Source organism: bacterium (assembly GCA_040755795.1).
GTDB lineage: Bacteria > UBA9089 > CG2-30-40-21 > CG2-30-40-21 > SBAY01 > JBFLXS01.
Genome location: JBFLXS010000026.1, coordinates 1 through 21932, shown reverse-complemented (window position 1 = coordinate 21932; position 21932 = coordinate 1). Strand labels below are relative to the sequence as shown.

The 21932-nt window shown below is 37.2% G+C and carries 25 protein-coding genes; 14 read left to right on the top strand and 11 right to left on the bottom strand.

Annotated features, from left to right (window positions below; translation table 11 throughout):
* The first annotated feature begins 199 nt into the window (after positions 1-199).
* A complete protein-coding gene (locus AB1414_03495) occupies positions 200-1420 on the top strand; it encodes an aspartate aminotransferase family protein (protein ID MEW6606506.1) in 1221 nt (406 codons plus the stop codon).
* Positions 1421-1685: 265 nt separating this feature from the next.
* Positions 1686-2612 (top strand): ornithine carbamoyltransferase, encoded by a 927-nt coding sequence (gene argF / locus AB1414_03490; GenBank protein MEW6606505.1) that lies wholly within the window; start codon positions 1686-1688, stop codon positions 2610-2612.
* 118 nt (positions 2613-2730) lie between these two features.
* Here argF and AB1414_03485 read toward each other — a convergent pair whose 3' ends face one another.
* The 9 genes from AB1414_03485 to murA form a co-directional block, all read right to left on the bottom strand.
* On the bottom strand, positions 2731-3078 hold the full coding sequence (locus tag AB1414_03485) for a rod-binding protein (protein MEW6606504.1): 348 nt from the start codon (positions 3076-3078) through the stop codon (positions 2731-2733).
* Positions 3079-3086: 8 nt separating this feature from the next.
* A complete protein-coding gene (locus AB1414_03480) occupies positions 3087-4127 on the bottom strand; it encodes a flagellar basal body P-ring protein FlgI (protein MEW6606503.1) in 1041 nt (346 codons plus the stop codon).
* Positions 4128-4203: 76 nt separating this feature from the next.
* Entirely contained in the window at positions 4204-4371 is a 168-nt protein-coding gene (locus tag AB1414_03475; GenBank protein ID MEW6606502.1) for a four helix bundle protein, read from the bottom strand.
* A gap of 119 nt (positions 4372-4490) precedes the next feature.
* Positions 4491-5117, bottom strand: coding sequence for a flagellar basal body L-ring protein FlgH (locus tag AB1414_03470; protein ID MEW6606501.1), 627 nt, complete (start codon positions 5115-5117; stop codon positions 4491-4493).
* Between the two features lie 58 nt (positions 5118-5175).
* Positions 5176-6111, bottom strand: coding sequence for a flagellar basal body P-ring formation chaperone FlgA (flgA, locus tag AB1414_03465; protein MEW6606500.1), 936 nt, complete (start codon positions 6109-6111; stop codon positions 5176-5178).
* Positions 6112-6547: 436 nt separating this feature from the next.
* Positions 6548-7339, bottom strand: a complete 792-nt coding sequence (gene flgG, locus AB1414_03460) for a flagellar basal-body rod protein FlgG (GenBank protein MEW6606499.1) — start codon at positions 7337-7339, stop codon at positions 6548-6550.
* A gap of 58 nt (positions 7340-7397) precedes the next feature.
* On the bottom strand, positions 7398-7760 hold the full coding sequence (locus AB1414_03455) for a four helix bundle protein (GenBank protein ID MEW6606498.1): 363 nt from the start codon (positions 7758-7760) through the stop codon (positions 7398-7400).
* A 98-nt stretch (positions 7761-7858) separates the two neighbouring features.
* Positions 7859-8659: a flagellar basal-body rod protein FlgF gene (gene flgF / locus AB1414_03450; protein MEW6606497.1), complete on the bottom strand. Its 801-nt coding sequence runs from the start codon at positions 8657-8659 to the stop codon at positions 7859-7861.
* Positions 8652-9926 (bottom strand): UDP-N-acetylglucosamine 1-carboxyvinyltransferase, encoded by a 1275-nt coding sequence (gene murA / locus AB1414_03445; GenBank protein MEW6606496.1) that lies wholly within the window; start codon positions 9924-9926, stop codon positions 8652-8654. Before murA ends, flgF begins: the two co-directional genes overlap by 8 nt.
* Before the next feature lie 99 nt (positions 9927-10025).
* Between murA and AB1414_03440 the strand changes: the two genes are divergently transcribed.
* The 6 genes from AB1414_03440 to ligA all read left to right on the top strand — a co-directional run bounded on the left by AB1414_03440 (position 10026) and on the right by ligA (position 16952).
* Positions 10026-10574: an O-acetyl-ADP-ribose deacetylase gene (locus AB1414_03440; GenBank protein MEW6606495.1), complete on the top strand. Its 549-nt coding sequence runs from the start codon at positions 10026-10028 to the stop codon at positions 10572-10574.
* Positions 10575-10754: 180 nt separating this feature from the next.
* On the top strand, positions 10755-12461 hold the full coding sequence (locus tag AB1414_03435; protein MEW6606494.1) for an ABC transporter ATP-binding protein: 1707 nt from the start codon (positions 10755-10757) through the stop codon (positions 12459-12461).
* A 58-nt stretch (positions 12462-12519) separates the two neighbouring features.
* Positions 12520-13071, top strand: a complete 552-nt coding sequence (locus tag AB1414_03430) for a phosphatidylglycerophosphatase A (GenBank protein ID MEW6606493.1) — start codon at positions 12520-12522, stop codon at positions 13069-13071.
* Between the two features lie 39 nt (positions 13072-13110).
* Positions 13111-13833 (top strand): nicotinamide-nucleotide amidohydrolase family protein, encoded by a 723-nt coding sequence (locus AB1414_03425; protein MEW6606492.1) that lies wholly within the window; start codon positions 13111-13113, stop codon positions 13831-13833.
* A complete protein-coding gene (thpR, locus tag AB1414_03420; GenBank protein ID MEW6606491.1) occupies positions 13830-14405 on the top strand; it encodes an RNA 2',3'-cyclic phosphodiesterase in 576 nt (191 codons plus the stop codon). Before AB1414_03425 ends, thpR begins: the two co-directional genes overlap by 4 nt.
* A gap of 534 nt (positions 14406-14939) precedes the next feature.
* Entirely contained in the window at positions 14940-16952 is a 2013-nt protein-coding gene (gene ligA / locus AB1414_03415) for an NAD-dependent DNA ligase LigA (GenBank protein ID MEW6606490.1), read from the top strand.
* A gap of 62 nt (positions 16953-17014) precedes the next feature.
* Here ligA and AB1414_03410 read toward each other — a convergent pair whose 3' ends face one another.
* Positions 17015-17164, bottom strand: a complete 150-nt coding sequence (locus tag AB1414_03410; GenBank protein MEW6606489.1) for a hypothetical protein — start codon at positions 17162-17164, stop codon at positions 17015-17017.
* Between the two features lie 121 nt (positions 17165-17285).
* Here AB1414_03410 and AB1414_03405 point away from each other — a divergent pair, with 121 nt between their 5' ends.
* From AB1414_03405 to AB1414_03380, 6 genes are all read left to right on the top strand, one after another.
* Positions 17286-17465 (top strand): hypothetical protein, encoded by a 180-nt coding sequence (locus AB1414_03405; protein ID MEW6606488.1) that lies wholly within the window; start codon positions 17286-17288, stop codon positions 17463-17465.
* Between the two features lies 1 nt (position 17466).
* Positions 17467-17685, top strand: coding sequence for a DUF2905 domain-containing protein (locus tag AB1414_03400; protein ID MEW6606487.1), 219 nt, complete (start codon positions 17467-17469; stop codon positions 17683-17685).
* 22 nt (positions 17686-17707) lie between these two features.
* Positions 17708-18829 carry a SpoIID/LytB domain-containing protein gene (locus tag AB1414_03395; protein MEW6606486.1) on the top strand — a complete coding sequence of 374 codons (1122 nt, stop codon included), beginning with the start codon at positions 17708-17710 and terminating at the stop codon, positions 18827-18829.
* 395 nt (positions 18830-19224) lie between these two features.
* Positions 19225-19725 carry a 3-isopropylmalate dehydratase small subunit gene (locus tag AB1414_03390; GenBank protein ID MEW6606485.1) on the top strand — a complete coding sequence of 167 codons (501 nt, stop codon included), beginning with the start codon at positions 19225-19227 and terminating at the stop codon, positions 19723-19725.
* 159 nt (positions 19726-19884) lie between these two features.
* Positions 19885-20658, top strand: coding sequence for a bifunctional demethylmenaquinone methyltransferase/2-methoxy-6-polyprenyl-1,4-benzoquinol methylase UbiE (gene ubiE, locus AB1414_03385; GenBank protein MEW6606484.1), 774 nt, complete (start codon positions 19885-19887; stop codon positions 20656-20658).
* Between the two features lie 208 nt (positions 20659-20866).
* Positions 20867-21706 carry a sulfide/dihydroorotate dehydrogenase-like FAD/NAD-binding protein gene (locus AB1414_03380; protein ID MEW6606483.1) on the top strand — a complete coding sequence of 280 codons (840 nt, stop codon included), beginning with the start codon at positions 20867-20869 and terminating at the stop codon, positions 21704-21706.
* 14 nt (positions 21707-21720) lie between these two features.
* Here the strand turns inward: AB1414_03380 and AB1414_03375 are convergent.
* A partial coding sequence (locus AB1414_03375; GenBank protein MEW6606482.1) for a hypothetical protein occupies positions 21721-21932 on the bottom strand: 212 nt, incomplete at its 5' end.

Here is a 21932-nt window from a genome sequence, read left to right as displayed (position 1 = left end):
AGACTCCAGGATTGATGTCCGAAGGGTGGAGCAAGAAAAAGTTTGAGCCATTTCTCCAATTCTCCCTTTTCCCCATTTCTCCTTGTTTACACTTCTAATGTATAGCCCTGAACGGTTACAAAAATTCGACCTGTGCAGTTAGAAAATTAAGGAAGATGTTTCAACACGACACTACGAACGGTTTGTTGGTTATAATTTTATGATTACTCAAAAACAAATTATTGAACAAGAAAAAAGATTTATGGTTCCTGTCTATAAACGCTTTCCAGTATGTTTCGTCAAAGGGAAAGGAATTAAAATCTGGGATATTAATGGTAAAGAATACTTAGATTTCTTTGGACAGGGAGTAAATAGTATTGGACATAGCCATCCTCGGTTAGTCAGGGCGATTACAGAACAGGCAAATAACCTGATACATTTTTCCAATCTTTATTATACCATTCCACAGATAGAATTAGCTCAGAAATTGTCTTCAATATCCTTTGAAGGGAAGGTATTTTTTGCCAATAGTGGGGCGGAGGCAAATGAAGCCGCAATTAAACTTGCCAGAATATACGGTCAGGGTAAATATGAAATAATTACAATGACTGGCTCATTTCACGGAAGAACATTAGCTACCTTAACCGCTACAGGTCAGGATAAAATACATAAAGGATTTGAACCATTGGTTGATGGTTTTAAGTATGTACCATTCAATAACCTTGACGAGATAAAAAAGGCTATTACCCCATCTACCTGTGCTATCCTGATTGAACTAATTCAAGGAGAAGGAGGCGTTAATGTTGCAGACGAACAATATTTAAAAGGATTGCGCGCCTTGTGTGATGAACATAAAATATTGCTTATTTTAGACGAAGTCCAGACAGGAATTGGTCGAACAGGTAAGATGTTTGGCTACGAGCATTACGGGATTATCCCGGATATTATCACCCTGGCGAAATGGCTGGGAAGTGGTCTGCCAATTGGGGCAATGGTCGCCAAACCTGAATTAGCTGACCTTTTTACACCAGGAACGCATGCCTCTACTTTCGGCGGAAATCCTTTAGTCTGTGCCGGAACATTAGCCGTGATTAATGCCATTATCGAAGAAAATCTGGTTGAAAATGCAAAAGAGATAGGTAACTATCTCTTTAATCGACTATCTGAATTAAAAGATAAATATAGCTTCATAAAAGAGGTGCGAGGAAAGGGATTAATGATTGGTATGGAACTTGAGTTTCCAGGACAGCCAATTGTTACTACCTGTCTGGAACATGGATTAATTATTAATTGCACCGTAGAAAAGGTTTTGCGGTTATTACCACCATTAATTGTGACCAAACAGGATGTAGATGAAGCCGTAAAAATACTGGATAAAGTGATTTTTTCACCGCAGAGACACAGAGACGCAGAGAAGAAAATTAAAATTTATGGACGATAGGCTTAACATCCCTGATTTTCATCAGTGCAAACTCTTGAGTCCAACAACATTAAACTTGCCCTGATGAAAATCAGGGATGGATTAACAAATCTGGTTTGCCGGCTGAACATTCGGCAAGCAGGTCCTATGTATTTCAATGGCTACACCAATAATCTTTTCTGTTATCTGATTTATTTCCATATTTTCTCTGTAAACTCTTGCGTCTCTGCGGTAAAGGATTACCTGAACGGTTACATTTCTTTGTGGCAAAAAAAGGAGAATTAAAATGGGAAAGCGGGATTTATTATCTGTGACTGATTTAGATGTTGCGGATGTCCGATGGATATTTGAACTAACGGATTCCATATTAAAGAAAGACCAGAGTGGGGAAAAATATCTTCCGCTGGCTAATAAATCTATTGCCTTAATCTTCCAAAAACCATCCACAAGAACCAGGATTTCTTTTGAAGTTGCCATCCACCAATTAGGTGGTCAGGCAATATTCTTACGCCAGGATGAAATTCAACTCGGAATAAGAGAACCTATTGAAGATATTAGCAAAACACTCTCACAATATGTCCAGTTAATTATTGCCAGAACTTACGCTCATAAAGATGTTGAACTCCTGGCTAAATATGCCTCTGTCCCGGTAATTAATGCTTTATCAGACCAATTTCATCCCTGCCAGGCATTATCTGATGTCTATACTATCTGGAAAAAGAAAGGGAAGATTACGGGGTTAAATTTAACTTTTATTGGTGATGGTGCAAATAATATTTCTCGCAGTTTAATTTTAATCTCAGCAATGATGGGAATGAATATCACGGTGGCGACTCCATCTGAATATATGCCTGAACAAGAAATAATTTCTCGGGCAAAGGAAATTTCCGCAAACTCAAAAAGTCAAATAAAAATCATCCACGACCCATTAGAGGCGGCTCGTGAGGCAGATATAATTTATACGGATGTCTGGACAAGTATGGGGCAAGAGGAAGAAGAAGAAACAAGAAAGAAGATTTTTGCACCGTATCAAGTAAATAGTGCTATGCTTAATTCTGCAAAAGATGATTGTCTGTTAATGCACTGTCTTCCCGCTCACCGTGGGGAAGAAGTTACCGCAGAGGTTTTAGATAGTCAACATTCTATTGTTTTTGAACAGGCAAAAAATAAACTTCTTGTGCAAAAAGGGATTTTGGTATTTTTGATAGTATAGGAATTTCTTTTTTGGGACGCAGATGAACGCAGATTTACAGGATTTTATATTTTAATATCCTGATAATCTGAGTAAATCTGCGTCCCATTAAACTTGAATCTTATTAACAAAATTGCGTTCACAAATATTTACTTAACTGGTCATAAATTTGCTTGGATAAACCAAATTGGTCTGATTTAGCCATTAATTTTGCATATTCATCATATAACATATCTTCAAAAACCTCTTCTGAAAAACCGGCATGAAAAAGATTGGTTTTGTGAATAGATTTACGCATCTCTTTTAGTAATTGATTGATAAAAATAGACTCCATCTCATAACTTACTTCTTTTAATCTTGCCTTTGCCTTTTCTTTATCCTCAGCACTTTTAAGTGTAGTCATAAAATCATTTGATTGGTTACTTCTGGGAATAAATTTATTAAGATTATTATTTAATAACCCAATTGGTGGTATATTATTTAACATTGTTCCTCCTACATGATAATAATTTCTGCGTGCAAGGCGCCAGCGGTTTTAATTGCCTGAAGTATAGCGATTAAATCCTCTGGAGTAGCCCCAATTGAATTTAAGGCTGAAACGACATCTTCGATAGTCACCGTAGGTGAAAACAGAATTACATTTTCTTCTTTTGCTTCTTTTGATTCAGTGGCAGTGCGACTTTTTACGACAACACTTATATTTCCATGTGCGACAGCCACTTGTGAAATGCGAATATCTTTGCCCATCACGATTGTTCCTGTTCGCTCGTTCACAATTACTTTAGATTGCATATCCGGAGTTAAGGTTAAACCTTCTAATCCAGATATAAATTCAACTATCCTTTCTTTATAGTTTTCAGGTATTTTGACCAGGACTAAAGATGGGTCTAATGCTTTAGCGGTATTTGGGGTAAATTTAGTATTAATTGCGGTTGCAATTCTAAAGGCAGTCGTAAAATCACTTTCCTTAAGCACTAAAGAGACAGCATTTTCTTTAACAATCGGGCAGGTAACATCTTTTTCGATAATCGCTCCTTGCGAAATCTGGGCGACAGTAAGATGTTTTTTACCAATGGCTTTGCCCGCAATTAAAATAGGTCCTTGAGCTAAGGCATAAACCGCCCCATCTGCTCCTAATAATGGTGTCTGAAGTAAAACGCCGCCTGCTAAACTTTTCGCATTACCTAAGGTTGCTACGGCTATATCCACTTTATCTCCTGCTCTGGCAAATGAAGGTAACTGAGCGGTCACAATGACAGCCGCCACATTTTCTACCTCCATTTTCTCTTTAGCCACCGAAATCCCTAATCGAGTCAGCATATTCACAATGGATTGAGCGGTAAAAAAAGTTCCTTTATCATCCCCGGTCCCGTTTAATCCTATAACCAGTCCATATCCCATTAATTGGTTAGGTCTTACCCCTTCTATTCGGCATAAATCTTTTACCCGGACAACCGTTTCCTGGGCATAAACTACGACACTTATAAAGATAAATATAAAAATGATAAGTCTTCGTAAGACAAACACGCTTGCCATCCTCCTTATTTGGTAAGTAACTATTCAGCATACCAATCAAGTAGGGAGTAGGAAAGTAGGAAGAGGGGAAAATACTTCATCCTATTATACTCTTAATTGATTTGATTAAACCTATAAGCATCCTACTCACTTCTTCAGATATATCCCAAATGGATTGAAAATCTGGCAGATAATTAAGTTTCTTAAAACCTTCTGCAATATTTGCTGGGATAGAAACAGCCGCTCTGCACATCTGTTGCACCAATTTTTTCCCTTTCCTACTTCCCTACTCTCCTACTTTCCTACATGGTGAATAGTTACTTTGGTAAATACCATTTAAAACGCTGAAATTAGAAATTGTGTAACCGTTCACCTCACGATTACTTAAAATAAAACATTAACTATTTTCGTCAATACCCGGGTGATAAGTCCTGGTTTTTCCTTATCTGACAGGCTGGTTCCACCTTTATATTTAATTGAGGCATCTAAAATATAGGTTGAGAGAATAGAATTATCTGCCTCAATATCTTCTGGTCTAATTACTCCCGACACGGTTAATATTTGTTCTTCGTTATTAATAAGTAATTTCTTACTTCCCTCTATGGCTAAATTTCCATTAGGTAAAACATTTATAACTTGAGCCGTCAGATTTGCCTTTAAAATGCCAGAGCGACTTGTATCGGCATCGCCTTTATATTTACTTTTTCCTTTGGCGCCAAAGTAAGGTATAAAAGATAACAGATTCTTTTTACCCTTTTCCACAGTTGTTGGGCCGCCAGAAAGTTCGGCATCTTTAGATTTTTTAGTTGAGCTCTTCTGCATCGCTGAAGATGACTCAACGACAAGAACTGTGATTATATCTCCTATTTTTTTCGCCTTATGGTCAACATATAAACTTTCCTGGCTGCTTTTTGCCCAGAGTGATTCTGCCTCAGTTTCATAAGCCCTAATCCAGGAAAAAACACCAATAAAGAGAATAAGAATAACATAAAGTTTATCTTTTATTTTCATTGAATTAAACCTCCTTATTTTTGGTAATTGGTAACTGGTGAATGGTAATTACTTAGCACTACTTCGCCACAACTGTTCTACTATCCTCAACGATACTGTTAATTGTCTTATCCGAATCCACATTTTTTACTTGAATTTCATCTCCTAATCTTCCATCTTCTCTGGCTATTCCTTTTGCCTGGACGATAAGTGCTCCAATCTCTTTTTTTATCATAACCGCATCTCCTCGTTTAATTAAAGGAGGAGTTTCGATTAAATTATAAGTTAATATTTTCCCTTGTGTCAGCGGACTTTTCAATCTTTTTCCAATGACATCTTCTATCGCCGCAGGATTAATATTCGTTATCTCTCTTTCCTGGATTTCTATGTCCACTGGCGTTAAAATATGATGTTGTAACAATGGTTTAGCCGCTATTACAACATTTGCAAAGCGATGAATTTTGAATCCCAATCTAATCGTTTTATATTTTGTCCCATTTACCTTGATGGTCACCGGGAGATATACCTGATTCTTTAAGATTGGGGTATTTTCAATCTCATATTCTACATTTCCAGCAGGTAAAATAACACCTTTTGGAATCTGGAATGATTCTATTTCTATTCGAGCAGTCGTATTAAGATTAGTCAGGATATACTCTTGAGCTATTTTTGTTATCTTTTCAACATCCAATTTTTGAGAAGAACTTGTTATTTCTATCTTTGTCGCTCCAATAAGATTAAAATCTTCCTCTTTAATCTTTGCTTGCAAAATTTTTAACTTAACATACTCCTGAGTAATATACCTTTTTCTATCAGGCAAAGGTGCCTGACCAATATAGATGTTATCTACAGATGTATTGCTTAAGTTAGCAATGTCCTTTAGAAATATCTCCTTACCTGTCAGGCAAACATTTTCTTTCAATTCAATCGTAGTTAAGGCAAGCGAGATACTGGAAAACAAAAAGACAAATAGCCCGGTAAAAAAGAATATCTTCAATAACTTATTAATTATCATTTAACTTCTCCTGAAAATAGGAAGTAGAGAGTAGAAAGTAGAGAGAAAATCCTTCCTCCACCTGTTTTTTCCTATTTTCATTCTTCTGTTGTGAACCCACGGTTCATGAGCGTTCTTCTGAAAATCGGGGTTTGGGGATTCGTAACCGTTCACCGCAGAGACGCAGAGAAGAAGATTAAAATTTATTGTAACTATTTACACAAATGAAGTGCAAGGTAATCGGTAATCAGGTAATCGGTAACAACCAATTGATCTTTTCCCTTTACCGATAACCTGATGACCGATAACTGATTACCTGAATTTCACTTCAGATGGCTAAAATGTTACGTTATTTTATTTCTATATCTTCTCTGTTCCTCTGCGTCTCTGCGGTAAATTACCACCTGAACGGTTACGGGGATTCTTTTATTCCCGAGTCCCGAATCCCTTTATTCTTTTATCTCTTCAACCCGCCGACGATGCCCAGCATTGCATCTCCGGTTTGAATTGCTTTTGAATTAAGTTCATAAGCTCGCTGGGCGATAATCATATTAACCATCTCATCAACTATATTTACATTTGACAATTCGATGAATCCTTGCTTAATTCCACCAAATCCCTCAGTGCCTGCTGTCCCGGTAACCGGGTCACCACTTGAGGCACTATCTTTAAATACATTCTTACCGATAGGATTTAGTCCAGGTGGACTGGCAAATCTAACTAATTCAATTTTACCTACTTCCTGAGGTGTTTTTGTATCATTTCCGATAATGACTGACACATTCCCATCTTCAGTAATGGTAATTTGGGTAGTTCCAGGCGGGATAACTATTTCTGGTTGTAAAATATATCCATTAGAAGTAACTAATTTACCCTCCTGGTCCATTTTAAAAGAACCATCTCGCGTATAACCTGTTGACCCATCAGGTAGAAGTAACTGAAAGAATCCTTCTCCTTCTATAGCGATATCCAAAGGATTTTGAGTTGATTGAAGGTTTCCAAGTGTATGGATTTTTTGAGTGGCGGCAATAGATACTCCGTGTCCTACCTGGATGCCCGTAGGAAGAACGCTTCCAGTAGCAATAGGTGTACCCGGTGATTTTAAGATTTCGTAGATTAAGTCTTCAAAATCTACTCGTGACTTCTTAAATCCAGCGGTATTAACATTAGCCAGATTATTGGCAATAGTGTCGAGATTAAATTGTTGTCCAGCCATACCTGTGGCCGCTGTCCATAATGAACGCATCATTTTAATATACCTCCTTTTAGATATAAGTCGTAAGTCGTAAGTCGTAAGTCGGTAAGTCTTATGTCTTTTTAAGATACTTGATAAATCCCATTATTAACCTGGAAATATCTGTACATTTGTTGTATAATTCTTTAAACTCATTACTGGTTATATAGTACAAATCTGACGCAATATATATCTGACTTTTAACTTCAGCGGCAGATCCTCTCGCATAATTCAGAAATTGATTTAACTCCTTATCAGACCCGCGTTCAAATCCTTCAGAAATATTGGACATTATAGATATTCCTGCTCTTCTAATCTGATCCTTTAAACCAAAATCCTTAGAAAATCTATCATTGTCTGTAATTCTGTATATATCCTTTACTAACTCTCTTGCAATTTGCCATGCTTTTATATCCTCGAACTTTTCAAATTTCATATCTTCTCCCTACTAATTTTTTAATGTATAAGAATCGACTTACGACTTACGACTTACGACTTACGACTTACACGACTTACGACTTACGACTTACGACTTTATTTAACCCTGCTGACTTCTGTCACGGCTGTTCGTAGTGTATCGTCAAAAGAGCTTACTGCTCGTTGATTAATTTCATATATTCGTTGAATTTCAATCATTTTTACCATTTCTTCGATTGGATTGGTATTTGACTTTTCAAGGTAACCTTGCAAAATTTTAGGTTGAGCGACAACTTGAGGTTCACCTGCATACTGAGTTGCTTCAAATAAGCTATTACCCACTTTTTTCAATCCTCTTCTGTTTTCAAAATCAACTATTTTTAGTCCGTCTATTTCTTGTGGAGATTTCCAATCTCTCTCTCCTGTTATTACCTTGCCATTTTCTTGAACCTGGAACTTACCTTGAGCAATTTGAATATATCCATTTACCCCTAAGACTCTATAACCTCCTTTCGTCACCAAATATCCTTCTGAATCGATAGTAAATGTGCCATTACGGGTATAAAAAATCTTATTTTGAGGTCCTTCAATCGTAAAAAAGCCTTTTCCTCCAATAGCCAGGTCAAAGTCATTATCGGTTTTTTGAATAGGTCCTTGTGAATATAAAGTGGCTATTTCACTTATTCCTACGCCTGTGCCTACAGGACCAACTTTTGGTCTTTGGTCAAGATAGCCTTCTCTGGTCATAATATAATTATCATAAAGGCGATGGAGAAAAATAGAATCAAATGGTGTAAATATAGTTTCATCCTTTTTATAGCCAGCGGTATCTATATTCGCCAGGTTATTTGCGACAACATCTAAATCTGTCCATTGGGCAAGCATTCCTATTGCACCGGTGTATATTCCTTTAATCATAATCTTTTCCTCCAGCAATGCGTTTAATTTGTGCCCCCAGTCTAGATAATTTTTCTTCCATACATTCATAGCCTCTATCCAGGTGATGTATGCCGGATAGTTGGGTTTCTCCTTTAGCCACCAGCCCGGCTAAAATCAATGCGGCACTTGCTCTCAGATCTGTCGCATTAACCTGAGCTCCACTTAAAGTCTCGACACCGCGTATTATTGCGGTATGTCCATCTACCTTAATATCTGCTCCCATACGACATAATTCACTGACATGCATAAACCTATTCTCAAATACCGATTCTATAACCATACTCATTCCTTTAGTAATAGACATTAGCGTCATAAATTGTGCCTGAAGGTCTGTTGGAAATCCAGGGTAAGGCATAGTTCTTATATTTGCTGGCATAAGGTCTTTTTTTACATAAACACGCATCTGAGCATCTTTTTTTTCAAATATTACCCCTGCCTCTTCTAATTTAGTCATAACCGTATGGAGATGGTCAAAATCAGCCCCCTCAAGAGTAATATCTCCTTTAGTGATAGCTGCGGCAATGGCGTAAGTTCCTGTTTCTATTCTATCCGGGATAATTTGAAATGAAGTAGATTTCAATTCTTTTACTCCGGTAACTTTTATCGTATCCGAACCCGCACCTTCAATTTTGGCGCCGGCTTTATTTAAAAAATTAGCCAGTTCTACAATCTCTGGTTCTTTTGCGGCATTATCAATAATTGTTTTCCCGCAAGCCATTGAAGTCGCCATCATTAAATTTTCCGTCGCCCCAACTGAAGGAAAATCAAGATATATTTCTGTGCCAATTAATTTTTTAGCCGATAATTTCACATATCCTTCTTTCGTAACTATTTCCGCACCCAATTTGCTTAGTCCATCTAAGTGAAGATTAATCGGTCTCAATCCGATATTGCATCCCCCGGGTAAAGGAACATACGCCTTACCAAATCTGGCTAATAAAGCACCCATAACTAATGCTGAGGCACGCATCTTGCGCACCTGCTCATAAGGGGCTTCATATTGGTCTAAACTAACGGTATTTATAACTGCTGACTCTTTTTTCCCCTCAACATTAGCCCCTAAAAGATTTAATACCTCACACATCGTCTCTATGTCCACAAGAGAGGGTAAGTTTGTTAATGTAATTGGTTCTGGAATAAGAATAGTCGCGGCTAAAATAGGTAGTGTGGCATTTTTAGACCCTGAAATTTTAACTTTACCTGTAAGCCTCTTACCCCCTCTTATAATAATCTTTGGTGAATCCATACATTATAATAATCGGTAAATTTAGCAAATTTCTTTAATAAAAAGTTTGTTGACAAAACGGCGAAATTCTGTTAGAGTATAATAGTGAAGGTGAGATGAATGACTCAAAAGCAAATTAATAACTCAATACTTACTTTAGTTCAAGGGGATATTACTCAGGAGACAACAGATGTCATTGTTAATGCGGCTAACCCGGGATTAATGGGCGGCGGCGGTGTTGATGGTGCTATTCATCGTGTCGGGGGAAGTGCTATCCTTGAGGAATGTAAGAAGATTCGCTCTGCACAGGGACTTCTGCCGACGGGTAAGGCAGTGATTACTACGGCAGGTAATCTCACCGTTAAATATGTTATTCATACGGTTGGACCTATCTGGCAGGGTGGTAGTCAAGGAGAACCAGAATTACTCCGTAGTTGTTATCTTGAAAGCCTGAAGCTCGCAGTGGCAAATAACTGTTCTTCGATTGCATTTCCATCTATTAGCACCGGCGTCTATGGTTATCCGGTAGAAAAAGCCGCACCCATTGCCCTTAAGGCGGTCATTGATTTCTTGAAAGTGAATACCTCCATTAGAGAAGTTCGATTTGTGTTATTTGATTCACGGACATTCAATACTTATCTCGAGGCACTCGTGCCTTTTCAAGAATAATGGTAACTATTCAACCACTACACAAATGACGATGAAAAATAATAGCACGCTGATGACGCTGATGATGCGGATATTCGCGGATATAAGATAGAAGATAGAAAAAAGAGAAAAAAATCAGCGAAAATCCGTTAAATCCGCGTTATCCGCGTGCTATTTTTAACATTATTTTCAGGAGGAACGATGATTTTATATAAACGGCTCATTAGATACCTCATTCCACATAAACTACACCTGTATTTTGCCTTAATTTGTATGCTGATTGTGGCAATTACTACCCTTGCCTTACCCTGGTTTATCAAGGTTGTCCTTGCTAATGCCTTATCCCAACAAAATGTTGTTCAATTAAACCTGACAATGTGCGCCGCACTTGGGACGGTTGTTATCTGGACATTAGCTCAGTATGGACAGGACTTTCTAATGAGTTATGTTGGGCAAAAGGTAATTTTTACCCTTCGCCAGACCATATTCGAACATCTTACCTTCCTCTCGTTAAAATTCTACAAGGATAGACATACAGGTGAAATAATATCTCGAATTATCAATGATGTCGCTTTATTAGAGAACTTCATTATTTTTGGTGTCGTAAATATACTCAAAGAACCTTTAGTTTTATTAGGAGCGGTTTGTGTTGCATTTTATCTTAATTGGCAGTTAGCACTCCTGTCCCTGATTGTTACGCCTTTTATTGCCCTTTCTATCTTTATCCTTGGCCGAAAGATGAAGAAAATAAGCATTAGAATTCAAAATAGAATTGCAGAAGTAACCACTGGCTTGCAAGAGTTCATTTCTGGTATTCATGTTGTCAAGGTCTTTGCGATGGAATTTTATGAGCAACAACGGTTTAATGAGATAAACAAAAGATATTTTAATACATTTCTCAAAGGGGTAAAAATTACTGCGGCGGCGACTCCCCTGGTGCATTTTTTCAGCACGACAGGGACGATTGTAGTTATTTGGTTTGGTGCATATCAGGTTCTTACCGGAGCATTGACGGTTGCGGATTTAATTGCCTTTGGACTTTATTTAGCCACAATGTCTTCCCCAATTAAGAAATTGACCCAGGTAGTTTTAGTCATCCAACGAGCAATGGCCGCCTGCGAACGCATATTTGAGGTCGTCGATACGGAAATTCAGATGGCAGAATCCCCTCAAGCAAGAGAATTACCTGTGATTGTCGGTAAGGTAGAATTTGAAAATGTCTTTTTTAGATATGAGGATGAATTGGTCTTAAACGGCATTAATTTACAGGTTAATCCGGGTGAGATATTGGCGATTGTCGGTCCTTCTGGAAATGGGAAAACAACTATTATTAACCTCATCTCAAGACTTTATGACACTAATTCTGGCAGGGTAATGATAGATGGTTATGATGTTAAATTGGTTAAAACAGATAGTCTCCGTCAGCAAATAGGTGTTGTGCCACAAGAGATTATTTTATTCAGTGGTAGTGTGAAAGAAAATATTGCTTATGGCAAGATTGATGCGAGTTTTGATGAGATAGTTGAAGCGGCTAAAGTGGCTAATGCCCATGAGTTTATTACTCGCCTGCCAGATGGCTATGATACTCAAATAGGTGAGCAGGGGGTAAAACTTTCGGGTGGTCAACGACAACGATTAGCAATTGCCCGAGCGATTATTCGTCAACCAAAAATATTAATTTTAGATGAGGCAACATCATCATTAGATTCTGAATCTGAAACACTAATCCAGGCATCATTATCCGAAATTATGAAGCACCAGACAACTATTGTCGTTGCCCACCGCCTATCAACCGTCATAAATGCCAATAAAATTGCTGTGGTAGATAAAGGTAAAATAATCGAATTAGGCACACATCATGAACTTTTAAAACAGGGAGGACTTTATAGTAAACTTTATGATGTCTAACAAGATGAAATTTTAGTTGACTAAAGAGTGAAAATATAGTACAATTAAGGTTGATAAAATGAATGAGATTTTACATACAAATGAAGAAATAAGAAAGGCGAAATATAAAGACTCAAAGGTAGAAAATGCTTTTAATTTTGCGATTAAATTTATTGCCAGTGGCTTTTTTTCTGGATATTCTAAATTTGCTTCAGGCACGCTCGGCACACTTCTTGGAGGTATCCCACTTTATTTACTTATTTATTTCCTATGCCATCGTTTCTCTAATCCTGATTTGTGGTATTTTTTACTGGTTATAATCTTAACGATAATAAGCATCTGGTTCTGCACAAAGGCAGAAATTCTCTTTGAAGAAAAAGATTCAAAAAAAATCGTTTTAGATGAAATTATTGGTTATCTTTTTTGTATGTTTCTTCTCCCATTGCATATTTCTTTTATCGTGATAGGATTTGTGTTATTCCGGGCAATGGATGTCTTAAAACCACTGGGCATTCGTAAATTACAAAATCTTCAAGGTGGATTGGGAATAATGATAGATGATTGTGCCGCGGGGATATTGACTTGTATTATACTTCATTTTATAAAAAATATATTAATTGTAATGAGATAGAGGAAAATGAAGTAAAGATGGCACAATTATCTTAGATGAATGAAAAAAATGCAAGAAGAAGTTAGTAAATTCAGGATTTTAAAAATAATTGGGTTAACCCAGGAAGAAATTAAGAAAGCATTAGGTGGCCACATCGGTGAAAGCGATAGTGTAAAATTGAATCTGGTGAATAATCTTGATGGAAGTATTGACCTCGAAATTAAGATTACGGCAAAAGTAGAGCGGATGGCACAAGCCTTACTTTCTGCCGCTGAAAAAGAAATCCGCATAAAATTACAGGATAATATCTATGGCGTAGATGGAGAGAGATTAGAGGAAGTAGTAGGTTATTTACTTTATCTAAGGAAACTTAGCATAGCCGTGGCTGAATCCTGCACCGGTGGATTACTTTCTAATAAACTTACGGATGTGCCGGGTAGTTCTCTTTATTATCGTGGTGGAATAGTCGCTTATGAGAAAGAAATAAAGATTAATCTTTTAAATATTCCCAGAGAGATAATTGAAAAATGCGGGATAGTTAGTCGGGAAATTGCCACGATGATGGCTAAAGAAATAGCCAGGTTGATGAAAACAGACATTGGTCTGGGAATAACTGGTTATGCAGGACCAGAAGGCAATGAGGTTGGTCTGGCATATATTGGTTTATCCATAAATGATAATTTGAATGTTAAGGAATTCAGGTTTGTTGGAGAACGAGAAGAAATCAAAGAAAAGGCTGCCTGTGCCGCCTTAGATATGGTCAGAAGGGAGTTATTAAAATGATAGAAGTAAGAACTTTCGTGGCTATCTCAATGTCACCCCAACTTAAGGAGACATTAAGCAAGTTTCAATCAGAATTAAAAAAGGCTAATGCTGATGTTAAATGGGTAAATCCTGATGGTATGCATATCACCTTAAAATTTCTGGGCAATTGTCTTATTGGACAGTTAGAGTCGGTATATCAAATGGTTCTGGAGGCAACCTCGGATTTTAAGCAATTTACACTTTCCCTGACTTCAGTTGGGGCTTTTCCCAGTTTATCAAGCCCAAAGGTAATCTGGGTAGGCGTGGATAAAGGCAAAGAAGAATGTATAGAATTATCCACACGAATAGACAATAACTTACTTAGACTTGGATTTCCAATCGAACAAAGAGAATCTATTCCCCATTTAACATTAGGGAGGATAAAAAGTCCTCAAAGGAAAGATGATTTGTCTAAATTAATCTCTACCCTAAAACCTCCAGATTTTGGTCAGATGGAGGTGACTAAGATAGAGGTAATGGGGAGCCAATTGACGCCAAAAGGAGCAATCTACACCACATTGCAGGAATTACCGCTGATGAAAGAAGGATAGATGCGGTGTCAGTGTCAGAATGATTGGAACAACACTTTAAACTGACACTGACACTGCTGACACTCATTATCAGGAGAACTTTCCCCAAATAACTGACCCATTGCCCCGCCACTTGTTTTTCGTAACCGTTCAGCCACAGAGGCACAGAGTTCACAGAGAATTAGAGAAATTAGCCACAAATGGACACGAATTATAGCACTTATTAATCGAAATTTGACATAGATATGGCTCTGAAATTCCAAATCACAAATTCCAAATTCCATTTAGTGAATTAGTGAATTAAGCGAATTAGCGAATTAGTAAAATCTAATCTCTAATTCACTAATCTCTAATTCGCTTTTTGGTATGTGAAATTTGGTGCTTATTTGAGATTTGGTGCTTGGGATTTTGGATTTTTTCCTTATCCACTCTGAGTAAAATTTTGACTAATAACTGCTATATTCCCTCTGTGTTCTCTGTGACTCTGTGGCTATATCCCTGAACAGTTACTGTTTTTCCTTGACAAATTGCCAATTTTGTAGTATCTTTTATAGTATGGAAGATTACAGGGGGCAAATTTCAAAGTTAAAGGCATTGATTAAATACCACGATTACAAGTATTATGTCGAGGCCGCCCCGGAAATATCCGATTACAAATATGACCAATTACTAAAAGAATTAATTCAATTAGAAACCGCACATCCAGAATGCATTACCCCAGATTCACCCACACAACGGGTAAGTGGACAACCATTGGAGGAATTTACCTCAGTTCGACATCGAGTGCCAATGCTAAGTCTGGATAATACCTATTCCATTGATGAATTAAAGGAATTTCATCAACGAGTAGTCAGATGGTTAAACAAACAAACAATAGAATATGTTACTGAATTAAAGATAGATGGCGTGGGTGTCTCTCTAAAGTATGAAAATGGTGTTTTTGTCCAGGGATTAACCCGAGGTGATGGTGAGGTAGGTGATGATATTACCCTTAATTTACGCACAATACGAACGATTCCATTACAATTAAATAAACCCATTAATCTGGAGGTTCGTGGAGAGGTATATATGGATAAGGTGCGGTTTGAACAGGTTAATCAAGAAAGAATTAATCGAAATGAGCCTCCATTTGCTAATACCCGCAATGCAACTGCTGGTTCTCTTCACCTCTTAGACCCAAAAATCGTTGCCCAAAGATACCTCAATGTCTTTATTCATTCCTTAGGAATTGCAGAAAAAGAAATCTTTAAAACTCAGTCTGAGACATTAAAGGAATTTGAAAATTTAGGATTAGTCGTTTGCCCTCATTATAAACTGTGTCAGGGGATAGAGGAGGTAATTGATTATTGCCAGGAATGGGAAGAGAAAAAAGATAAATTAAGGTATGATGTCGATGGGATGGTTATTAAGATAAACTATTTAGAGGAGCAAAAAAAACTAAGTTTTACTGCAAAAAGCCCAAGATGGGCTGTGGCATTCAAATTTACCCCAGAACAAGCCACAACAGTTTTAAAAGAGATTATCGTTCAAGTTGGAAGAACCGGAGCACTTACCCCGGTCGCAATGTTAGAGCCAATTAAATTAGCCGGCGTAACCATCAGTCGGGCAACACTCCACAATGAAGATGAGATTAAACGAAAGGATATCAGGATTGGAGATAAGGTTATCGTGGAACGAAGTGGTGAGGTAATTCCTAAGGTAATTGGTGTGGTTAAAAGTGAAGAGCGAGGTAAAATATTTGAATTCCCAAAAAATTGTCCGGTATGTGGGGCAGAGGTTTATCGACCAGAAGGAGAGGCAAGGAGTTTTTGCACTGGTGTGAATTGCCCGGCTCAACTTAAACGCCGTATTGAATTCTTTGCCTCACGAGGCTGTATGGATATCGAAGGATTAGGAACCAAAGTAGTAGAACAATTAGTAGAAAAAGGATTCCTTAAAGAATTAACCGATATTTATTGGCTCTGGCAACATCGAGAAGAATTGGAATCCCTTGAAGGCTGGGGTGAAAAATCCGTGGATAATTTGATTAATAATATCGAACTTACTAAAAACAAACCTCTGGATAGATTAATCAACGCCATTGGCATATTTCATGTTGGCTCACAAACTTCTATTGCTTTAGCCCGTAGATTTGGCACAATGGAAAGATTAATCGCCGCAGGTGAAGATGAGTTGTTAGAGATTGAAGACATAGGTCCTAAGGTAAGCGCAAGTATTATCAATTTCTTTAATCAACCTCAAACTAAAAATTTAATCTCGAAATTAAAGGAAGCAGGAGTAAATCTATGTGTGTCTGCACCTATCTCTACTCATCCAATGCCTTATGAAGGCAAGGAATTTGTTATTACGGGAAGTCTAAAAGATTGGACACGACAGGAAGCTGAAGAATTAATTCAAAAATTAGGCGGAAAAACATCCTCTTCAGTTACTAAAAAGACCTCCTTTTTAGTAGTCGGAGAAAAACCAGGCTCTAAACTGGATAAGGCAAAAGAATTAGGTATTACCCAAATCCCCGCGCAAGAGTTTGAGAGTGAATTGAAAAAATATAGTGCAAATAGTAATCGCTAATTTTAATGAGGAGGTTATTATCATGATTAAAAAGTAACCGTTCAGCCACAGAGGCACAGAGTTCACAGAGAATTAGAGAAATTAACCACAAATGGATACGAATTAACCTCTGACATCCCATAAATGTAGTGCGAACCTTTAAGTTCGCCTTTTGGCTTGCCAGAAGCGAAGCTAACGGCTCGCACTACAAATCCTTTTGTATTTGTGTTCATTCGTGGTTATATATTCCCTCTGTGTTCTCTGTGACTCTGTGGCTATATCCTGAACGGTTACATGAAATGAATACATTCAAAAAATGGATAAACGAGGCAATTAAAGGAAGGTGAATTCTCTATGCAAGAATCAGCTCCTGTAGTAGGTTCGTTCTTTTTCTTTGGACTTTTTTTGCTTATCCTGGCTTATTCAAATAAAAAACTTACGCACAGACCGAATCAAATTTTCCTTATGCTCGGTGTAATAATGCTTTTAATCTGGGTAGCATTATTTATTCTTGAGATAGGAGGGCCATTTTAAAATGACAGGTTTCGCAGGTAAATTCTTAATCCTTACAGGTATTATTTTAATAGTAGTTGGTGGGCTATTTTTATTAGCCAATAAATTTCCGTTTATTGGCAAACTGCCAGGTGATATTTTTATAAAGAAAGAGCATTTTAGTTTTTATTTCCCTGTTACCACCTGTATTTTAATTAGTATAATTTTATCTATCATCTTTTGGCTATTTGGTCGGAGATAAACCTTCAAGTTAAGAGAGAGAAATGAAAAAAATATTTTTAATATTAATCATATTAAGTTTAAGCAAAGATTTAGAAGCGATTAACCTTAGAATAGGACTGCTCAATGGTGAAACAGCAGTTAATATTAGTAGTACAGGTTATCTTGAGCTGATTGACCTGGCAACTGATGAAATACTATTAACTACCTATGGTTGGAAAAATGGTTTTATAAAACTTAATCAAAGTCGATTAGAGGTGAAAGATGTTGGAATAATAACTGGTTCTATTCGGGTAAGACCTATTGTTGGGGCAAATATCCTTGTAAATGGCAATAAATATCGCGGTGAAATAGAAATAGGAACAGGTAGGGATGGAATTAAGGTTATCAATGTTGTAGATTTAGAAGAATATCTTTATGGAGTGATAAAACCTGAGATGACAGATAAAGCGCCAATTGAGGCTTTAAAGGCTCAAGCCATCATTGCCAGAACATTTGCCATAGATAATCTTAAAAAACATGAAGAAGAAGGATATAATTTATGTTCAAAGATTCATTGCCAGGTATATAAAGGTATGGATGTCGAATCAGAAAAGACAATCAATGCGGTTGATTCCACTCAAGGACAAATATTAACCTTTGAAGGAGATGTCGCTTCCACATTTTATCATGCCTGGTGTGGAGGTATAACCGCAAGTGCACAGTCAGTTTGGGGACAAGATATTCCTTATTTACAAGAAGTTTATGACCCATTTTGTAGAAAATCTAATAAAGGATGGGATGTAACTTTCTCATTATCCGAAATTAAAGATATACTTAACCGCAATGGTTTTAATATTAGTAATATATCTTCTATTTCCGCAAGTTCTAACACCAATGGTGGGAGGGTAAAAGAAGTTATAATTAAAAATGGAAATGGAGAATTGACGATTTCAAGTTCTAAGTTTCGATTAATAATGGGTTCAGACAAAATATGGAGCACTATCTTTACCATCCGCACAAATGGGGACAAGGTTACTTTTCAAGGTATCGGTAAGGGACATGGAGTTGGACTCTGCCAACAAGGGGCAGTATCAATGGCAGAATTAGGATATAATTATAAACAAATTTTGGGGTTTTATTATCCAGGAGTTTTCCTAAGCTCAATTATTTCTGAAGGAGAATAAATAAGGGTAACCGTTCAGCCACAGAGGCACAGAGTTCACAGAGAATTAGAGAAATTAGCCACAAATGGACACGAATTATAGCACTTATTAATCGAAATTTGACATAGATATGGCTCTGAAATTCCAAATCACAAATTCCAAATTCTATTTAGTGAATTAAGCGAATTAGCGAATTAGTAAAATCTAATCTCTAATTCACTAATCTCTAATTCGCTTTTTGGTATGTGGAATTTGGTGCTTATTTGAGATTTGGTGCTTGGGATTTGGGATTTTTCCCTTATCCACTCTGAGTAAAATTTTGACTAATAACTGCTATATTCCCTCTGTGTTCTCTGTGACTCTGTGGCTATATCCCTGAACGCTTACAATAATGGTAAATACGAGGAGGTATATCAATGATACTAAAAGGTAAGGGACATAAATTTGGTGATGACATAAGCACAGATTTGATAGCTCCGGGTAGATATTTCCATTTGCGGTCTAATCTACAGGAATTGGCTAAACATGTGATGGAAGATGCAGACCCAGAATTTGCCTCGAAAATAAAACCTGGTGATTTTATTGTTGCCGGAAGGAATTTTGGACTGGGTTCAAGTAGAGAACACGCCCCAACCATTATTAAATTAGCCGGAATTAGTGGTGTCATTGCTCAATCTTTTGCTCGAATATTCTTCCGTAATGCAATTAATGTCGGACTACCAGTGATTGAATGTGAAACTAAAGATATAACTGAAGGGGATGAATTAGAGGTAGATTTAGAAAAAGGATGCCTGATTAATCAAACAAAAGGCACAACCTCTTATTTCTCCAGATTGCCAGAGATAATGACTAATATCTTGCAAGATGGCGGATTAGTTGACCATGTTCGTAAATATGGGGGTTTTAAATTACAGTAACCGTTCACCGCACAGACACAGAGACGCAGAGAAAAAATTAAAATCTATTCACCAGAGATAGAAATTTCGGGACGGTAAAGGATTACCTGAACGGTTACCAATTTTTTATTGACATTATCTCCTATTAATGATAATATAAAAGCTCTAAATGAGTTCACAATGTCAGACAAAAGACAATATTATGTTCAAAGACTTTTTTCAAATATCGCCAGGGACTACGATAGGTTAAATCAAATAATCAGTTTTGGACTTCATCATAAATGGCGTAAATTCGCTATTTCAAAGGCATTACTAAAACCAACAGATTTAATCCTTGACCTCTGTTGCGGAACAGGGGATTGTGGTATTTGTGCGGCTAAAGAAAATCCTCAAGTGAAAGTAATTGGAATAGACTTTTGTGATGAGATGCTTGAAATTGGAAGAAAAAAGATTGAGAAAAGTGGACTAGAGGAGAGGATTGAACTGAAAAAGCAAGATATATCCTCTCTTTCGTTTGCAGACAATACCTTTGATGTTGTCACAATTGGCTTTGGATTGCGACATCTAAATATTGATGAGGTATTTAAGGAAATTAATCGGATACTGAAACCAGGTGGAAGATTAATTACCTTAGACGCAGGGAGACCAGAGAATATACTTATTAAAGGGGGACATAAAATCTATTTTTATCATGTCCTACCTTTATTGGGGAAAATATTTCATGGGAATAAAGAACCTTATAGTTATCTTCCCCAGTCTCTGGATTTATACCTGCCAGACAAAGAACAACTAAAGGTATTAATGGAAAAAGCGGGATTTGTGGCTGTCCAATATTTTGATTTGAGCTTTGGGGTGGCAACGGTGCATTTAGGATTTAAGGTCAATAATGATAACCGTTCAGGATATAGCCACAGAGTCACAGAGAACACAGAGGGAATATATAACCACGAATGAACACGAATAATAAAAAGATTTGTAGTGCGAGGCTTTAGCCTCGCTTCTGGCAAGCCAAAAGGCGAACCTAAAGGTTCGCACTACATTTATAGGATGCAGAGGTTAATTCGTGTCCATTTGTGGCTAATTTCCTTAATTCTCTGTGAACTCTGTGCCTCTGTGGCTGAACGGTTACAATTTTAAAAAGGAAACAAGGGAAGGAGAAAAAATGTATAAGATATTATTTACCAAAGAGTTAGCAAAAGAGATAAAATTATTTGTTATTGATGCGCCCAAAGTAGCAAGGTCTTGCCAACCAGGGCAATTCATCATCTTGAGAATCGATAAGGCTGGTGAACGGATACCACTAACTATTTATGATTACGATGCACAAAAGGGAACGGTAAGTATTATTTTTCAGGAGGTAGGGAAGACAACCAAACAATTGGGCAAACTAAAGGCAGGGGATTATCTCCAGGATTTTGTAGGTCCTCTCGGGAAACATATCGAAGTAACTGGTTCACACAAAAGGATATTTTGTGTGGCTGGGGGTGTAGGTGTGGCACCTATCTATCCTAAAGCAAAGGCATTAAACAAATCTGGAACTGAAATTACCTCCATTATTGGTGCTCGAACTAAAGATTTAGTTATTTTAGAACAAGAAATGAATGCCATCAGTAATCAACTTTATATCTGCACCGATGATGGTTCGTATGGTGAACAGGGCTTTGTTACTAAGGTTTTAGAGAGATTATTGGAAACACAGGAAAAGCCAGATTTAGTCATTGCCATTGGTCCATTGCCGATGATGAAGGCAAGTTGTGCGGTAACTAAAAAATTTGATGTTCCGACATTAGTTAGTTTAAATACGATTATGGTTGATGGCACGGGGATGTGTGGTTCGTGTCGAGTTACCGTAGATGGGCAAACAAAGTTTGCCTGTGTTGATGGACCTACATTTGATGGGCATTTAGTTGATTTTGATGAGTTAATACAGAGACAGGTGAGGTTTGTGCAGGAAGAAAAATTAGCCTTAGAAAGATATACATCTAAATGTAAGTGCGGATAATGATTAGACCTCAATCAACTTGCTGAATCTGAGAATATTAAGGTTTTTAATCCAGGAGAAACGCTCATGCCCACAGGCAGTGGACACAAAGGAGAATGAAAATAAGTAGTAAGCGGATTTAGCGGATTGAGCAGATAAAAAAACAGAAAAGAAATCCGATTAATCCGCTCAATCCGATTACTAAAAAATAAAAAATCCGTGCTCATCCGTTTAATCCGTGTCATCC

Bases quoted from the DNA above. Each gene is read 5' to 3' on its own strand.
- AB1414_03400 (MEW6606487.1), top strand. From the start codon at position 17,467: ATGACAGGTTTCGCAGGTAAATTCTTAATCCTTACAGGTATTATTTTA.
- AB1414_03380 (MEW6606483.1), top strand. From the start codon at position 20,867: ATGTATAAGATATTATTTACCAAAGAGTTAGCAAAAGAGATAAAATTA.
- AB1414_03405 (MEW6606488.1), top strand. From the start codon at position 17,286: ATGCAAGAATCAGCTCCTGTAGTAGGTTCGTTCTTTTTCTTTGGACTT.
- flgF (MEW6606497.1), bottom strand. From the start codon at position 8,659: ATGATTAAAGGAATATACACCGGTGCAATAGGAATGCTTGCCCAATGG.
- AB1414_03455 (MEW6606498.1), bottom strand. From the start codon at position 7,760: ATGAAATTTGAAAAGTTCGAGGATATAAAAGCATGGCAAATTGCAAGA.
- flgG (MEW6606499.1), bottom strand. From the start codon at position 7,339: ATGATGCGTTCATTATGGACAGCGGCCACAGGTATGGCTGGACAACAA.
- AB1414_03470 (MEW6606501.1), bottom strand. From the start codon at position 5,117: ATGAAAATAAAAGATAAACTTTATGTTATTCTTATTCTCTTTATTGGT.
- AB1414_03440 (MEW6606495.1), top strand. From the start codon at position 10,026: ATGACTCAAAAGCAAATTAATAACTCAATACTTACTTTAGTTCAAGGG.
- ligA (MEW6606490.1), top strand. From the start codon at position 14,940: ATGGAAGATTACAGGGGGCAAATTTCAAAGTTAAAGGCATTGATTAAA.
- AB1414_03395 (MEW6606486.1), top strand. From the start codon at position 17,708: ATGAAAAAAATATTTTTAATATTAATCATATTAAGTTTAAGCAAAGAT.
- AB1414_03390 (MEW6606485.1), top strand. From the start codon at position 19,225: ATGATACTAAAAGGTAAGGGACATAAATTTGGTGATGACATAAGCACA.
- murA (MEW6606496.1), bottom strand. From the start codon at position 9,926: ATGGATTCACCAAAGATTATTATAAGAGGGGGTAAGAGGCTTACAGGT.
- thpR (MEW6606491.1), top strand. From the start codon at position 13,830: ATGATAGAAGTAAGAACTTTCGTGGCTATCTCAATGTCACCCCAACTT.
- AB1414_03410 (MEW6606489.1), bottom strand. From the start codon at position 17,164: ATGAACACAAATACAAAAGGATTTGTAGTGCGAGCCGTTAGCTTCGCT.
- AB1414_03425 (MEW6606492.1), top strand. From the start codon at position 13,111: ATGAAAAAAATGCAAGAAGAAGTTAGTAAATTCAGGATTTTAAAAATA.
- AB1414_03430 (MEW6606493.1), top strand. From the start codon at position 12,520: ATGAATGAGATTTTACATACAAATGAAGAAATAAGAAAGGCGAAATAT.
- argF (MEW6606505.1), top strand. From the start codon at position 1,686: ATGGGAAAGCGGGATTTATTATCTGTGACTGATTTAGATGTTGCGGAT.
- flgA (MEW6606500.1), bottom strand. From the start codon at position 6,111: ATGATAATTAATAAGTTATTGAAGATATTCTTTTTTACCGGGCTATTT.
- AB1414_03485 (MEW6606504.1), bottom strand. From the start codon at position 3,078: ATGTTAAATAATATACCACCAATTGGGTTATTAAATAATAATCTTAAT.
- AB1414_03435 (MEW6606494.1), top strand. From the start codon at position 10,755: ATGATTTTATATAAACGGCTCATTAGATACCTCATTCCACATAAACTA.
- AB1414_03495 (MEW6606506.1), top strand. From the start codon at position 200: ATGATTACTCAAAAACAAATTATTGAACAAGAAAAAAGATTTATGGTT.
- AB1414_03480 (MEW6606503.1), bottom strand. From the start codon at position 4,127: ATGGCAAGCGTGTTTGTCTTACGAAGACTTATCATTTTTATATTTATC.
- ubiE (MEW6606484.1), top strand. From the start codon at position 19,885: ATGTCAGACAAAAGACAATATTATGTTCAAAGACTTTTTTCAAATATC.